Raw genomic sequence first — 14415 nt, 5'->3', positions numbered from 1 at the left:
TTACTCCGGCGGCAGATGGGGACAATATGCGGCCTGACTACGCGTTTTCCATCACCCTAGCGGATTGCTGCGTTCAGATGGCGTTAGCAGTAGAGATTGCTTGATCTTCATTCACTCCAGGACAGCCCGCCCAGCATGAGCGAACCCTACCTGAGCCGCTGGCGATTGCGGCGTGATGGCGCATCCATCAGGACGCCCCATGCCCAGCTCTGGCCGGTGCTGACCGCCGTCGGCGAGCCGGCGATGCTGAAGGTCAGCAGCGAAACCGAGGAGCAGAACAGCCATCGCCTGCTGCGCTGGTGGGACGGTGACGGCGCCGCCCGCCTGCTGGCCCACGACGGGCCGGCGATCCTGATCGAACGCGCACGCGGCGACTCGCTGCGGCAACGCTCGATCGACGGCAACGATGACGCCTGCACCACGATCCTGTGCCAGGTCCTGCAGCAGCTGCACCGGCCACGGAGCGCACCGCCAGCGGAACTGGTCTGCCTGCGTACATGGTTCGCCGACCTGCTGCAGCCAAGGGCTGCGCTACCGCCATTATTGGAACAGTGCAGGTCAATGGCCGAGGAGCTGCTGCAGGACGAACAGGAGATCCGGCCCCTGCACGGTGACCTGCACCACGACAACGTGCTGGATTTCGGCCCGCGCGGCTGGCTGGCGATCGACCCGAAGCGGCTGTTGGGCGACCGTGCCTTTGATTACACGACACTGTTCAGCAACCCGGACCTGTGCGGCCCGGGTATCCATGTGGCCACGCGCCCGGAGCGGTTTGCCGCCCGGCTGGAACAGGTGAGCACGCTGGCCGGCCTGGAACGGGCGCGCCTGCTGCGCTGGATCGCAGCCAGCATGGGGCTGTCGGCGGTATGGTTCCGCGATGACGGCGACCCCGCGGACGTGGACGAGGCAGTGGCGCGGATGGCGCTGGAGGCACTGGCGGAAGGGTGAACCGCGCTTGGCAGGTTCCCACCCTGGTGCCCCCCCATCCGGGATCGATACAGGCCCGTGCCCTGGCAGGTGCCCACCTTGGTGGGCACGCCCCGTCCGGGATCGATACAGGCCTGCGCCCTGGTAGGTGCCCACCTTGGTGGGCACAACGGGTCCGGAATCAATGTGCCCGGACGAGAATCAGCAGCCGGTCAGGCCTTTTCCATCGTGCACAGCAACGGATGCTGGTTCATCCGCGAGTACTCGTTGACCTGGGCGACCTTGGTCTCGGCCACTTCGCGGGTGAACACCCCGCACACGCCGCGGCCACGGGTATGCACGTGCAGCATCACCTGCGTGGCCTTGTCCAGGTCCATGCTGAAGAACTGCTGCAGCACGTCCACCACGAAATCCATCGGGGTGTAGTCGTCGTTGAGCAGCATCACCTGGTAGAACGGCGGCGGCGCCACTTCCGGGCGCGCGGGCTCCACGGCAACGCCGTGCTCGTGATGGGAATCGGGGGAAGACTCATGGGGCATCCACCCATTATAGAGGTTGCGCCCGGCCTGCGTCGGCCTGCCGCGGATTGGACGGCACGGACGCCCACCGTCACAATTGCAGCTTCTTTCAAATCTGCTTCACAGGATCTTCATGAAAAGGACCCTTCTGCCTGCCCTGCTGATCGGCCTGGCCGCCGCCGGCTCTGCCGCCGCCGCGACCGAGGCCGACAAGGCCGTGGCCCGCCACCTGGACAAGCTGGGTTACACCTATGAGGTGGACGAGGACGGCGATTACCGCATGGTCTTCGACGTCGAGGGTGACCGCACGCAGATGGTCTATGTGCGTTCGTCGGTGGAAGATTTCGGTACCCACAACATCCGCGAGATCTGGTCGCCGGCCTACATCGCCAAGACCAAGCAGTTCCCGGTGGCCGTGGCCAACCGCCTGCTGGAGGATTCGCAGGATGCCAAGATGGGCGGCTGGGTGAAGCAGGACACCACCGCCATGTTCGTGGTGAAGATCGACGCCGATGCCAGCGCCGACCAGCTCAGCGACGCGATCGATGCGGCCATCCGCACTGCCGATGCGATGGAGCTGGAACTGACCAAGAAGGACGAATTCTGAGGTGAACGCCACGCCGGACCCGCGCTGGGCACCGCACGCCACCGTCGCCACCGTCGTGGTCGACGGCGGCCGCGTGCTGCTGGTCGAAGAGACCATCGAGGGCCGGCAGGTGCTGAACCAGCCCGCCGGCCACCTCGAGCCGGGCGAAAGCCTGGCCGAGGCGGCCCTGCGCGAGACCCGCGAGGAAACCGGCTGGGCGGTGCAGCTGACCTACTTCATCGGCTGCTACCAGTGGACCGCCGGCGACGGCACCACCTTCCTGCGCTTCTGCTATGCGGCACGCCCGCTCTCGCATGACCCGGCGCAGCCGCTGGACATCGGCATCGACCGCGCGCTGTGGCTGACCCCGGCCGAGCTGCAGTCCGCTGGCGAACGCCTGCGCAGCCCGCTGGTCTGGCAGGTGGTGGCTGATTTCCTGGGTGGCCAGCGCCATCCCCTTTCGCTGGTCAGGGAGGTCGCATGAGCACTCCGCGGGTGATGGTGGGCGTCTCCGGTGGCGTCGATTCCTCGGTCGCCGCCTGGCGCCTGGTACAACAGGGCGAAGCCGTAGCCGGCCTGTTCATGCAGAACTGGGCCGACGACGGCAGCGGCGACTGCCGCGCCGAGGATGACCGCCGCGATGCGGTGGCGGTCTGCGGCCTGCTCGGCATTCCGTTCCACTTCCGCGATTTCTCCAGCGAGTACTGGCAGGGCGTGTTCGAGCACTTCCTGGCCGAGTACGCTGCCGGCCGCACACCGAACCCGGACGTGCTGTGCAACCGCGAAGTGAAGTTCAAGCACTTCCTGGACGCGGCCCGCGAACTGGGTGCCGAGCGCATCGCCACCGGCCACTACGCGCGGGTGACCCAGCGCGGCGGCCAGTGGCTGCTGCTCCGTGGCGCCGACCGCTCCAAGGACCAGAGCTACTTCCTGCACCAGCTCGGCCAGCAGCAGCTGGCGGCGACGCTGTTCCCGATCGGCGATCTTGAAAAGAGCGACCTGCGCCGGATCGCGCGCGACGTCGGCCTGCCGACCCACGCCAAGAAGGACTCCACCGGCATCTGCTTCATCGGCGAGCGCGACTTCCGCGAGTTCCTTGGCCGTTACCTGCCGGCCAAGCCAGGCCAGATCCTCGACCCGGCCGACGGCAGCGTGATCGCCGAACACCCCGGCGTGTTCTATTTCACCCTGGGCCAGCGCGAAGGCCTGAACATCGGCGGCGTACGCGGCCGTCCGGCCGCGCCGTGGTACGTGGTCGGCAAGGACGTGGCCAGCAACGTGCTGTACGTGGACCAGGACCGCGAAAGCCGCTGGATGTTGTCTGACCGCCTGCGCTCGGAGACCGCGCACTGGATTGCCGGCTCGCCGCCGGCGCGGCGCTTCGAATGCACCGCACAGACCCGCTACCGCCAACCCGACGAGCCGTGTACGGTCGAAGTGCTGGACGATGGCAGCGTGCTGGTCAGCTTCGCCCGCCCGCAACGCGCCGTCACCCCCGGCCAGTCGCTGGTGCTGTATGACGGTGATGTGTGCCTGGGTGGCGCGGTGATCGCCGCCACCGACGCACCGCTGGAACAGCGCCTGCGCACCACCCCTTCTCCTTTTGAGGTAATCGCTGCATGAGTTTCACCGTCGACGACCGCGTCCTGGCCCTGGCCGGCATTGCGCAGGCCCTGCAGCAGGTACGCCGCATCGCCGATACCGGCCATTCCGACGCCGCCGCCGTGCGCACCGCCGTGGACAGCGTGTTCCGCGTCGACGCGTCCTCGCCGCAGGAGGTGTTCGGTGACCGCGACGCGCTGAAGGCGGGCCTGCGCCTGCTGCACAACTACTTCCGCAGCCAGGGCCAGGACCCGATCCTGCCCAAGCTGGCGCTGTCGGTGCTGCAGCTGGAGCGACGCTTCGTGCAGGACGGGGCGACCGTGAACAAGGTTGCCTCGGGCATCGAACGCGCCCAGCGCCAGGCCACCGAACTGGGCGACAGCGGCCACCCGGACGTGCTGGCCAACCTGGGCGGCCTGTATGCCGACACCATCAGCCACCTGAAACCGCGGGTGATGGTGCAGGGCAACCCGCACTACCTGGGCCAGGCCGGCGTGGTCGCCGAGATCCGCGCCCTGCTGCTGGCCGCGGTACGCTCGGCGGTGCTGTGGCGGCAGCTGGGCGGCAGCTACTGGGACTTCCTGTTCAGCCGCAAGGCGATGATCGAGGCCGTGGACCGTCAGCTGGCCTGACCTTCACCCACATTCGCCGGGCATCGCCCGGCGAGCGCGCCACGCAACGACGCGCCAGGCGCCGGAAAACCGGCGCATTCAGAATGCACTTCAAGGCACATCGACGTTAAAGAGAAAGGGGGTACGGCCGATACATCCTCCGTGCACCTCCCGAGAACGTCCATGTACTCACGCATTTTCATCCGTCTGGCCGCCCCCCTGGCTCTGACCCTGCTGCTCCCCTTCGCCATCGGTTTCGAATGGCCGGCCGCCCTGCGCTGGGCGATCCTGACCACGATGACGCTGAGCTGGCTCGGCTTTGCGTGGTGGACCACCCGCGCTCAGGCGCACCGTTCCCCGGAACATGCCCGTGTGCTGCGTGAGCAGGACCAGCTGCTGACCGAACTGCGCAACTTCGTCGGCAACGAGATCGACGGTTCGCGCGGCGAAGTGGAGCGTGCCCGTGACCTGATCCGCCAGGCCGTTTCCAGCCTGGGCGGCAGCTTCGATGCGATGAACCGCAAGTCGCGCCAGCAGAGCCAGGCCCTGTCGCGCATCGTTGACCGCGCCGGTGATGAAGGCAGCGCCGGCCTCGACGTTGCCCGATTTGCCCAGCACGCCAGCCATCGCATGGAACAGCTGGTGGAAGCGCTGGAGCAGGTCAGCGGCCAGAGCAGCACCACCGTGCAGCACATCGACCAGATGGCGCAGCACCTGGATGGCATCTTCGCGCTGCTGGAAGACGTCAAGTCGATTGCTGACCAGACCAACCTGCTGGCCCTGAACGCCGCCATTGAAGCCGCGCGTGCCGGTGAAGCCGGTCGTGGCTTCGCCGTGGTCGCCGACGAAGTGCGCAACCTGTCTGAGCGCTCAACCACGTTCAACGAGCAGATCCGCAAGCTGGCGCACAGCTCCAAGGACGCCATCGCCAAGGTGCGCGAGACGGTCTCGCACATGGCCTCGCGCGATATGGACCGCTCCCGTGAAGCGCGCCAGGAAGCGGCGGCCATGCTCGACAACGTCGCTCAGATCAACGCCTCGCTGGGCGACGGCATGCGCGAAGTCTCCGAGTGTGCCCGTTCGATCGATGGCAGCGTGGCCGAGGCCGTGCGGGCCCTGCAGTTCGAAGACATCGCCACCCAGGCGCTGGGCGGCGTGCACACCCACCTGGACCGGCTGACCGCGATCAACCGCGAAGCGGTGGCCCTGCAGGAGCTGCTGCACCGCAATGGCGGCGTGTTCGACGAAGAGATCGCCACCGCCCTGCAGCGCACTGGCAGCCGCCTGCGCGAACTGCGTAGCGAATGGGAGCGCCCGCCGCACAAGCCGGTTGCCCAGCAGAGCATGGGCGCCGGTACCGTCGAGCTGTTCTGATCCTGATGTCCGCTGCCGCCACCGGCAGCCCGAAAGGCCCCGGTTCGTCCGGGGCCTTTGCCTGTGACCCGCCGTTGGATGCATCCTGTACGCGCACCATGACCCTGATCCGCGCCCTGCCCTCCCTCACCGACACCGAGCGCCCGCGCAACGCGAGCGTGCGTGAGCAGCTGCAACAGCTGGAGGACGTCGCCCGCGAGGAGATACGCGAGCTTCAGCAACTGGCCGATGCGCGCCCTGCCCCGACCCGTGCGGACAACGAGCTGCTGGGCCTGGCGTGGGACCTGGGCCTGGATGGGGAAGCCTTGAGATAGAGATCCACGCCATGCGTGGATGAACGCGGGCGCAGGCATCCGTGCCGACCAAGGTCGGCACCTATCAGAGCGGGATTCTGATGCGTGGATGATCGCGCGTGCAGGCATCCGTGCCGACCAAGGTCGGCACCCACCAGAGCGGGATTCTGATGTGTGGATGTTCGCGGGCGCAGGCATCCGTGCCGCCCAAGGTCGGCACCCACCAGAGCGGGATTCTGATGTGTGGATGTTCGCGGGCGCAGGCATCCGTGCCGCCCAAGGTCGGCACCCACCAGAGCGGGATTCTGATGTGTGGATGATTGCGCATGCAGGCGTCAGTGCCGACCAAGGTCGGCACCCACCAGAGAAGGTCGGCACCCACCAGAGCCGGTCCAGATGCGGTCAGCGCACCAGCACCACTTCGCCGCTGGCGTCGGTGCGCATCGGTGACGGGTGCTGCTGGCGCAGCCACTGCGCCAGGTCACGCGGGCTGAGCGGGCGCGAGTACAGGTAGCCCTGGATCTCATCGCAGCCCTGGCGGCGCAGCATGTCTTCTTCCTGGTGCGTTTCCACGCCTTCGGCCACCACCTTCATGCCCAGCGCGTGGCCCAGATGCACGATGGCCTGGGTCACCTCGGCTGTACCCGAATCGTGCAGCATGCCCTGCACGAAACTTCGGTCGATCTTCAGGCGCCCCACCGGGAAACGGTTGAGGTAGTTGAGGTTGGAGAAGCCGGTGCCGAAGTCGTCCACCGCCAGGGGCACGCCATGCCGTTCCAGCACGTCGAAGCAGTGGCGCAGGATGTCGGTGTCACGGATCAGCGCCGACTCGGTCAGTTCCAGCTCCAGCCGCTGTGGCGGCCAGCCGTGGGCGTGACAGATCTCGATCACACGCTCGGCGAAACCACGGTCACGCAGCTGCACCGCCGATACATTGACTGCGATGCGATCGAAACGCAGGCCAGCGTGGTCCCAGGCCGTCGCCTGCCGGCAGGCTTCGTTCAGCACCCAGTCGCCGATGCGCACGATCTCGCCGCACTTTTCGGCAATGGGAATGAATTCAGCCGGGCTGCAATAGCCGATGCCCGGACGATGCCAGCGCAGCAGCGCCTCGATCGCCGGCGGTTCGCCCTGGTGCGCGTGCAGCAGCGGCTGATAGGCCAGGCTGAACTCCTCGCGCTCGATGGCGCCGTGCAGCGCATGCTCCAGTTCAAGCTTGCGCTGGATCCGGGCCAGTGCGTCCTGGCTGTAGTACTGGTAGGTGTTGCGCCCGGCTTCCTTGGCCGCGTACATCGCGGCGTCGGCCGCGCGCAGCAGCGAATCGAAGTCGGTCTGTGCATCACCCAGCATCGCAATGCCGACGCTGGCACCCACCTTCAACGTGGTCTCGCCCCGGCGCAGCGGCTCGGCCAACGAGGCGATCAGCTTGCGTGCCACGTGGCCGGCGTCTTCCGGCTCGGCCAGGTCGCGCAGTACGACGATGAACTCATCGCCGCTGAAACGACCGAACAGATCGTTGTTGCGCAGGTTCTGGTGCAGCCGGGTTGCGGCCGCCTTCAGCAGCGCATCGCCGGTGGCGTGGCCGAAGCTGTCGTTGATGGTCTTGAAGCCGTCCAGGTCGATGAACAGCATTGCCAGCGAGGTGCCGCGGTCGCGCGCTTCCTCGATGGCTTCGGCGGTCTGCTCGCCGAGCAGCACACGGTTTGGAAGGCCGGTGAGCAGGTCGTAATGCGCCAGCAGCTCGATGCGCTCGTTGGCTTCGCGCTCGCGGGTGATGTCACGGAACAGCACCACGAAGCGCGGCGGCAGCCCATCACGGCGGTCCAGCTCGACCAGCACCTGCACCCATACCCGCAGGCCGGACTGGCGGTAGAAGCACAGGTCCAGCTGCTCGGGCAGCCCGCCATTGGCGATCCGCAACAACGCCGCTTCGAAGGCGCTGCGCGAATCCTCGGTGTACAGCGCCAGCGCCTGGTCGAGGGTGATCGGCTCCTTGCGCAGACCGTGGATGCGATAGCACTCCTCGGTCCACTGCATGTGCCGGGTCTGCACCTCGATCTCGCAGCCGCCGATGCGGCCCAGCGCCGAAACGCGGTTCAGCAGTTCGGTGCGCCAACGGATGAGTGCATCGGTCTGGTGCTGTTCGGTGATGTTCTGGACCTGGCCAAGCAGTCGCTTGGGCTGCCCCTCCATGTCCATCAGCGGCTGCATCCACAGCCGCAGGTGCTGCGAGGGCTCGTTGCCGCGGGTCAGCTCCAGCTCCAGGTTTGCGGCGCGACCATCGCGCCACAACCGCCGCCAGGCCGCGCGCAGGGCGCCTCGCGAGCGCGGGTGCAACTGCTTGAGCCAGCGCCGCTGGCCGGGCACGGCGCCCTGCTCCAGCGCCAGCAGCGAGCGCAGTTCCGGCGACCACCAGAAATGACCGGTGGTCGGATCAAACGACCAGCTGCCCATGCTGGCGATGCGCTGCGCCTCGCTCAGGTGCAACTGCTGTTCCTGCAGCAGCGATTCCAGCTGCTTCTGCTGCTCGATATCGGTATGCGTGCCGACCATGCGCAGCGGCTGGCCATCGGCCGTACGTGCAACCACGCGACCCCGATCCAGGACCCAGCGCCACTGGCCATCGGCCTGGCGGAAGCGGAACTGCGCGCTGTACTGCTCGCTCTGCCCGCGCAGATGCTGGTCCAGTGCCGCACGCACCTGGCCGATGTCCTCGCTGTGGACGCGTGACAACATCTCGGTGGCGGTCTCATCGCCGAGCGCCGGGGTTCGCGCCACGCGGTCACTGGGAATATCCCAATCCCACAGGCTGTGGCCGGCACTGTCCAGCGCCAGCTCCCAGCGCCCGCCGCCATCGATCGGCGTTGGCTCGGGAACACTCAGCGTGAACGCCAGCAGGTTGCCGGCACCATCGTGCACGGCGCGCAGGTGGCCGTCGTAGTGACCGCGCGGGCCGCCGGGCAGCGTACAGGCCACGATGCCGCCATCGGCGGCCATCAGGCGCAGATCTTCCAGCATCGGCGCATAGGCGGCCACAGTGGCCGGCAGGCCATGCTCGCGCGCAGCCGGATTGGCCGCCAACGGGCGTCCCGTACGGTCGACGATGACCAGCGCCGACGCAAGCGGGTGCTGCAGCAGGCTGGCGATGATCCCTTGGTCCACGCGATCTTGCTCCGGATGACACGCCCGTCAGCGGGGCACGCAGTGGTTAACGGCGCCTGCGGCGGATAATTGAGTGGTCAGGGCACACCCGCGCGGTAAGATGGCCGGCGCCCCTTTCATCCCTCCCATCCATGCCCGCAGACCCTACCGGCAAGGCCCCTGTTTCCGACCCGCGGATGGCGCAGGCGCTGAGCCGCGACCGGCGGCGGGTGGTGCTGAGCTACCTGGTGATGGCGCTGGCCTGGATGATCGCGACCGATGGCGCGGTGCAGGCACTGGTGCCCGACCCGCAGCAGGCCGCGCTGTGGCAGGGCCTGAAGGGTGCATTCTTCGCCCTGGCCAGCGCCGGGCTGCTGTACCTGCTGTTGCGCCCGCTGGCCGAGCACGTGCTGCAGACCCATGCCCGGCAGCAGGCGTCGGAACTGCGGCTGCGGCAGATGTTCGAGGGCAATCCCGGCCCGATCCTGGTCTACGACCTGGATACGCTGGCCATCCTCGATGCCAACCCTGCCGCCTGCGCGACCTTCGGCTGGGAACGCGACGAATTGCTGGAGCAGACCATCGATGCGCTGTGGCCGCCAGGCCAGGACCAGGCCCTGCAGACCAAGCTGGAAGCAATCCGCGAGGCGCCGGAAGAATTGTGCATCCTGCGCACGCAGCTGCAGTTGCGTGACGGCAGCCTGCGGCAGATGGAACTGCGTTCCAATGCGATCAGCTACGACGGCCACAATGCCCGCCTGCTGATCGCCATCGACCGCACCGCCGAGGACCTGGCCCAGCTGCGCCGTGACCAGGCACTGGCGCGGGTGGAAGAGGCGCACGAGCTGGCCCGCATCGGCGCATGGGAGCTGGACCCATCCACGGCCCTGGGCCGCTATTCCAACCAGGTCTATCGCCTGCTCGGCCGCCGCCCGCCCGAGGCGCGCCGCTGGCACCGTTTCGACGAACTGCTGGTGCCGGCCGACCCGGCCACCGCCACCCAGACCGAACAGCTGCTGTCCGAGCTGTGCTCCGGCGACCCGGTGCAGGTGGACGTGCTGCTGCCGCTGCTGTCGATGGACGGCCGTGCATTGATGGTGCACCTGCGCGCCGCCAGTGGCATTGATGAGTCCGGCCGCAGCCGCGTGCTGGGCACCCTGCAGGACGTGACCGAGCGCGAACAATCGCGGCGCCTGCTGCGCGAGCGCGAGGAACAGTTCCGCGAGCTGGTGCGGGTGCTGCCCGATGGCGTGGTGATTCTCTCCGACGAACACGTGCTGTATGCCAATGCGTGGGCTGCCAGCCTGTTCGGCTATGGCAGCCACACCCTGCTGGGCGAGCCGCTGTCAGCGCTGGTCGCTGCAGGTGACCTGGCGCGGGTGCGCAGCCAGCTGCGCGCCGGGCAGCCGCACCTGGGCCCCGGGCACAGCAGCGTGGTGGCGATGCAGCGCGCCGACGGCCGCAGCTTCCATGCCGGGCTGGCGGTGGGTGAAGTGCGCTATGGCGGCCGCGACTGCAAGCTGTTGATCGTGCGCGACCTCAGCGATTCCGAGCGCACCCGCAGCGCACTGGAAACCAGCAACCGCGAGCTGCAGGCGATGGCCGGCCGCCTGTTCTCGCTGCAGGAGGACGAGCGCCGCGCGATCTCCCGCGACCTGCACGACGACATCGGCCAGGCGATCACCGCGATCAAGCTGTCGGCCTATGCGGCGCAGGACGAGGATGACCCGCAGCGCCGCGCCGAGGACCTGGCGCAGATCGTCAGCCTGGCCGACACCACCGTGGCCAAGCTGCGCGATATCTCCACCCTGCTGCGCCCGCCGCAGCTGGACGCACTGGGGCTGGAGGCCGCGCTGAGCTGGCAGGCACGCGTGCTGTTCCGGTCCTCGCCGGTTGAACTGCTGGCCGAGATCGAGCCGCTGCCGCATCGCCCGGACAACAGCATCGAACAGGCCTGCTTCCGCATCGCGCAGGAGAGCCTGACCAACGTGCTGCGCCATGCGCGCGCCAGCCAGGTGCAGCTGCAGCTGCGTGACGTCGGGCAACGCGGGCTGCATCTGCAGATCCGCGATGACGGCGAAGGTTTCGACCCGGATGGACCGCGCGGGCTTGGCCTGATCGTGATGCGCGAGCGCGCGCAGAGTGTCGGTGGCCATGTACGGATCGAGTCCGCGCATGGCGAAGGCACCCTCGTCGACGTCCACCTCCCCTACCAGGCGGCCGGCATGGCCACCGTTGAGTCACCGGAATACTGAGCCTATGTGGAATCCCAACCTGCCCCCGGTCAGCATCGACGATGCACCCGACCGCCTTGGCGCCGGCAATCCCGAGCTGCAGGCGATGGTCGCCGACGCGGCTTCGGGCGGTACCGCGCTGATGCTGATGCATGTGGACATCGACCACTTCGCCTCGGTGAACGAGAACATGAGCGCGGAAGTGGGCGACCAGGCCCTGGTGCTGGTGGCGCAGCGCCTGCAGTCCTACCTGCGCGGGCGTGGCAAGTTGTGGCGCCACGGCAGCGACGAATTCCTGATCGCGGTACCGCGCACCGCCGACGTGCCGCTGCCGGAAGACTTCGCCGAGGAGATCCGGCAGCAGATGGAGCTGCCGCTGTCGGTGCTGCCGTACACGCTGTTCATGACCGGCAAGCTGGGCGTGAGCCTGTGCCCCGAACATGCCAGCAGCACTTCGCGCCTGCTTGACCACGCCGAAGACGCGCTGTACCAGGCCGCGCGCGAAGGCGGCAACGCGGTGCGCATCCACGCGGTGGATACTCCGCCCAGCGCGCACAGCGAGAGCATCATCGCGCGGCAGATTGTCGATGCGATTCCCAACGGCGAACTGAAGCTGCGCTACCAGCCGCTGGTCAGCGCCCGCGACGGCCACGTGGTGGGCATGGAGGCGCTGCTGCGCTGGCAGTCGCCCACGCTGGGCATGCTGGTACCCGAGCGCTTCATGCGTACCGCCGAGCGGCTGGGGATCATCGTGCAGATCGGCACGTGGGTGCTGGAAGGCGCGTTGAAGCAGGCGCGCATGTGGCGCGACCAGGGCTTCGATGACTTCACCATCGCGGTGAACGTCTCCACCCTGCAGCTGCTGCGGCCGAACTTCTTCGCCGAGGTGATGTCGCTGATGCAGGCCGCCGGTGTTCCGGCGCACATGCTGACGCTGGAGATCAACGAAAGCGCGCTGACCAACAACGTCAATTTCGTGCACGAGACGCTGGCCAACCTGCGCAATGAAGGCATCAGCCTGAGCCTGGACAACTTCGGTACCGGTGACTCCAGCCTGAGCGCGCTGGTGCGTTATCCGGTGGACAAGCTGAAGATCGACCGCAGCTTCATCAAGAGCGCGCCGGCCGGCAACCGCGAGGCCGCCATCGCCCGCGCGATCATCGCCATGGGCCACCAGCTGGGTATGACCGTGATCGCCAATGGCGTCGAGTCACAGGCGCAGCTGGGTTTCCTGCGCCGCAACGACTGCGATGTGTTCCAGGGCTACCTGTTCGGCGAACCGATGTCGGCCGATGCCGCCGGCATGACCCTGCGCCGCCGTTACCTGCGCCCGGAGGCGTTCGCCGAGACCCGTCCCGATCGCACCCTGCTGCTGCTGGATGACGAGGAGAACGTGCTGCGCTCGCTGGTTCGGCTGTTCCGCCGCGACGGCTACCGCATCCTCGCCGCCGGCAACGTGCGCGATGCGTTCGACCTGCTGGCGATCAACGACGTGCAGGTGATCCTGTCCGACCAGCGCATGAGCGACATGAGCGGCACCGAGTTCCTCGGCCGGGTGAAGATGCTGTACCCGGATACGATCCGCCTGGTGCTGTCCGGCTACACCGATCTGAACACGGTGACCGACGCGATCAACCGTGGCGCGATCTACCGTTTCCTGACCAAGCCGTGGAACGACGACGAGTTGCGCAAGCACATCCACCAGGCATTCCGCACCTACGAGGAACAGCGCCGCAGCAACGCCGGGCCAGCGCCGGTTGAAACCGGCGAAGGTGGCGAGGATCGCCCGCAGCGGTAACCGGCGTTGTAGAGCCGGCCGCTGGCCGGCTACCTCGCGGTACCTGCTTGCATGGGGTTGCCGGCCAGCGGCCGGCACTACCCTAAGCCGTCAGCGCGGCTGCTTCACGGGCAGCACCACGCGGAAGCGCGAGCCGACGCCCGGGGTGCTGTCCAGGTCGATGCGGCCGTGGTGCTTGTTGATGATGCTGTAGGAGATCGACAGGCCCAGCCCGGTGCCGCTGCCCACCGGCTTGGTGGTGAAGAACGGATCGAAGATGCGCTGGCGCAGTTCCGGCGAGATGCCGCCGCCGGTGTCTTCGAACTCCACCCAGACATGATCGCCATCAACGCCGGTGCGCACGGTGATGGTGCCGCGCTCGGCGATGGCGTGGCCGGCGTTGAGCAGCAGGTTCATGTAGACCTGGTTCAGTTCCGACGGCAGGCACTCCACCAGCGGCAGCTGGCCGAACTCGCGCACCAGGGTGACCTTGTACTTGAGCTCGTTCCAGATGATGTTGATGGTCGATTCCAGGCCCGCGTGCAGGTCGACCAGCTTCCACGACTCATCGCGACCGGAATACGAGAAGTCCTTCAGGTCGCGCACGATGCGGGTCACCCGCTCGATGCCCTCGCGCGACTCGGCCATCAGCTGCGGCAGGTCGCGGCTGATGAAGTCGATGTCGAGGCGGTCACGGATATCGTCGATCTCCGGAATCAACGCCTTCGGGTCCGGCGCACGCAGGGCGCGCTCGTAGGCCTCGATCACGGTGAACAGGCTGCGCAGGTACTCCTGCAGGCTGCCCAGGTTGGAGTGCACATAACCGATCGGGTTGTTGATCTCGTGCGCCACACCCGCGGCGAGCTGGCCGATCGAGGCCATCTTCTCCGACTGCAGCAGCTTTTCCTGGGTGCCGTTGAGGCGCAGGTAGGCCTGGCGCAGTTCGGCGTGGCGCTGCTGCAGCTCGCGTTCGTAGTCTTCCTGCCCTTCGATGTGGCGGAACAGGGCCAGGAAGTGCCCTCCGCCGACCGGGCCGTGGTGGTACAGGTGGGCGATGACCACGCCCTCGCCCAGCGGCAGGCTGCCGTTCCAGTGACCATGCTGGCGCGCCTGCTCCAGCGCATCGGGCGGCAACAGTTCACGCAGGCGCTGCGGCGGCGGCAATGCGCCGTCCTCGCCGTTGGCCAGCAGGTTCTGCGCGGCCGGATTGGCCAGGGCCACCTGCCCGTCCTCGGTGAACAGCAGCAGGCCTTCGCGCAGGCGCTCAAGCAGCGCCTGCAGCACCGGCTGCGGCGGAAGGGGGGCGGTAACCAGGGCGTTGGCAGCGGACACGGCAACTCGGGGCGTTCGAA

12 protein-coding genes are annotated in these 14415 nt (G+C 67.6%); 9 read left to right on the top strand and 3 right to left on the bottom strand.

Going from position 1 to position 14415, the window contains the following annotated elements:
* Positions 1-135 precede the first annotated feature (135 nt).
* Positions 136-948, top strand: a complete 813-nt coding sequence (locus N5C18_RS12830; RefSeq protein ID WP_279944754.1) for an APH(6) family putative aminoglycoside O-phosphotransferase — start codon at positions 136-138, stop codon at positions 946-948.
* 191 nt (positions 949-1139) lie between these two features.
* On the opposite strand, the gene clpS is transcribed toward N5C18_RS12830, so the two are convergent.
* Positions 1140-1466, bottom strand: a complete 327-nt coding sequence (clpS, locus tag N5C18_RS12825) for an ATP-dependent Clp protease adapter ClpS (RefSeq protein WP_006444529.1) — start codon at positions 1464-1466, stop codon at positions 1140-1142.
* A gap of 112 nt (positions 1467-1578) precedes the next feature.
* Here clpS and N5C18_RS12820 point away from each other — a divergent pair, with 112 nt between their 5' ends.
* The 6 genes from N5C18_RS12820 to N5C18_RS12795 all read left to right on the top strand — a co-directional run bounded on the left by N5C18_RS12820 (position 1579) and on the right by N5C18_RS12795 (position 5932).
* Positions 1579-2052, top strand: a complete 474-nt coding sequence (locus tag N5C18_RS12820; RefSeq protein WP_040007777.1) for a hypothetical protein — start codon at positions 1579-1581, stop codon at positions 2050-2052.
* Between the two features lies 1 nt (position 2053).
* Positions 2054-2515: an NUDIX hydrolase gene (locus N5C18_RS12815; protein WP_279944753.1), complete on the top strand. Its 462-nt coding sequence runs from the start codon at positions 2054-2056 to the stop codon at positions 2513-2515.
* Positions 2512-3654 (top strand): tRNA 2-thiouridine(34) synthase MnmA, encoded by a 1143-nt coding sequence (mnmA, locus tag N5C18_RS12810; RefSeq protein WP_053512109.1) that lies wholly within the window; start codon positions 2512-2514, stop codon positions 3652-3654. The genes N5C18_RS12815 and mnmA overlap by 4 nt, the downstream gene beginning before the upstream one ends.
* Positions 3651-4265, top strand: a complete 615-nt coding sequence (hflD, locus tag N5C18_RS12805; protein ID WP_008267693.1) for a high frequency lysogenization protein HflD — start codon at positions 3651-3653, stop codon at positions 4263-4265. The genes mnmA and hflD overlap by 4 nt, the downstream gene beginning before the upstream one ends.
* A gap of 162 nt (positions 4266-4427) precedes the next feature.
* A complete protein-coding gene (locus tag N5C18_RS12800) occupies positions 4428-5618 on the top strand; it encodes a methyl-accepting chemotaxis protein (protein ID WP_049446363.1) in 1191 nt (396 codons plus the stop codon).
* A 98-nt stretch (positions 5619-5716) separates the two neighbouring features.
* On the top strand, positions 5717-5932 hold the full coding sequence (locus N5C18_RS12795; RefSeq protein ID WP_053449690.1) for a hypothetical protein: 216 nt from the start codon (positions 5717-5719) through the stop codon (positions 5930-5932).
* A gap of 381 nt (positions 5933-6313) precedes the next feature.
* Here the strand turns inward: N5C18_RS12795 and N5C18_RS12790 are convergent, their stop codons facing one another.
* The gene (locus N5C18_RS12790; protein WP_279944752.1) at positions 6314-9073 is read right to left on the bottom strand and encodes an EAL domain-containing protein; all 2760 of its coding nucleotides are present in this window, start codon (positions 9071-9073) and stop codon (positions 6314-6316) included.
* Between the two features lie 131 nt (positions 9074-9204).
* Between N5C18_RS12790 and N5C18_RS12785 the strand changes: the two genes are divergently transcribed.
* Both N5C18_RS12785 and N5C18_RS12780 read left to right on the top strand, forming a co-directional pair.
* Positions 9205-11307, top strand: coding sequence for a PAS domain-containing sensor histidine kinase (locus tag N5C18_RS12785; RefSeq protein WP_279944751.1), 2103 nt, complete (start codon positions 9205-9207; stop codon positions 11305-11307).
* 4 nt (positions 11308-11311) lie between these two features.
* On the top strand, positions 11312-13084 hold the full coding sequence (locus tag N5C18_RS12780; RefSeq protein ID WP_008265945.1) for an EAL domain-containing protein: 1773 nt from the start codon (positions 11312-11314) through the stop codon (positions 13082-13084).
* A gap of 90 nt (positions 13085-13174) precedes the next feature.
* On the opposite strand, the gene N5C18_RS12775 is transcribed toward N5C18_RS12780, so the two are convergent.
* Positions 13175-14395 (bottom strand): ATP-binding protein, encoded by a 1221-nt coding sequence (locus N5C18_RS12775; RefSeq protein ID WP_053511945.1) that lies wholly within the window; start codon positions 14393-14395, stop codon positions 13175-13177.
* Positions 14396-14415: the final 20 nt, after the last annotated feature.

The organism is Stenotrophomonas sp. GD03930, from assembly GCF_029839665.1.
Classification (GTDB): Bacteria; Pseudomonadota; Gammaproteobacteria; order Xanthomonadales; family Xanthomonadaceae; genus Stenotrophomonas; species Stenotrophomonas forensis.
The sequence above is the reverse complement of the archived record's forward strand: the minus strand, read 5'-3'. Positions and strand labels throughout refer to the sequence as shown.

Coding starts and splice junctions, on each gene's coding strand:
- N5C18_RS12830 (WP_279944754.1), top strand. CDS start 136: ATGAGCGAACCCTACCTGAGCCGCTGGCGATTGCGGCGTGATGGCGCA.
- clpS (WP_006444529.1), bottom strand. CDS start 1,466: ATGCCCCATGAGTCTTCCCCCGATTCCCATCACGAGCACGGCGTTGCC.
- N5C18_RS12820 (WP_040007777.1), top strand. CDS start 1,579: ATGAAAAGGACCCTTCTGCCTGCCCTGCTGATCGGCCTGGCCGCCGCC.
- mnmA (WP_053512109.1), top strand. CDS start 2,512: ATGAGCACTCCGCGGGTGATGGTGGGCGTCTCCGGTGGCGTCGATTCC.
- hflD (WP_008267693.1), top strand. CDS start 3,651: ATGAGTTTCACCGTCGACGACCGCGTCCTGGCCCTGGCCGGCATTGCG.
- N5C18_RS12800 (WP_049446363.1), top strand. CDS start 4,428: ATGTACTCACGCATTTTCATCCGTCTGGCCGCCCCCCTGGCTCTGACC.
- N5C18_RS12795 (WP_053449690.1), top strand. CDS start 5,717: ATGACCCTGATCCGCGCCCTGCCCTCCCTCACCGACACCGAGCGCCCG.
- N5C18_RS12785 (WP_279944751.1), top strand. CDS start 9,205: ATGCCCGCAGACCCTACCGGCAAGGCCCCTGTTTCCGACCCGCGGATG.
- N5C18_RS12780 (WP_008265945.1), top strand. CDS start 11,312: ATGTGGAATCCCAACCTGCCCCCGGTCAGCATCGACGATGCACCCGAC.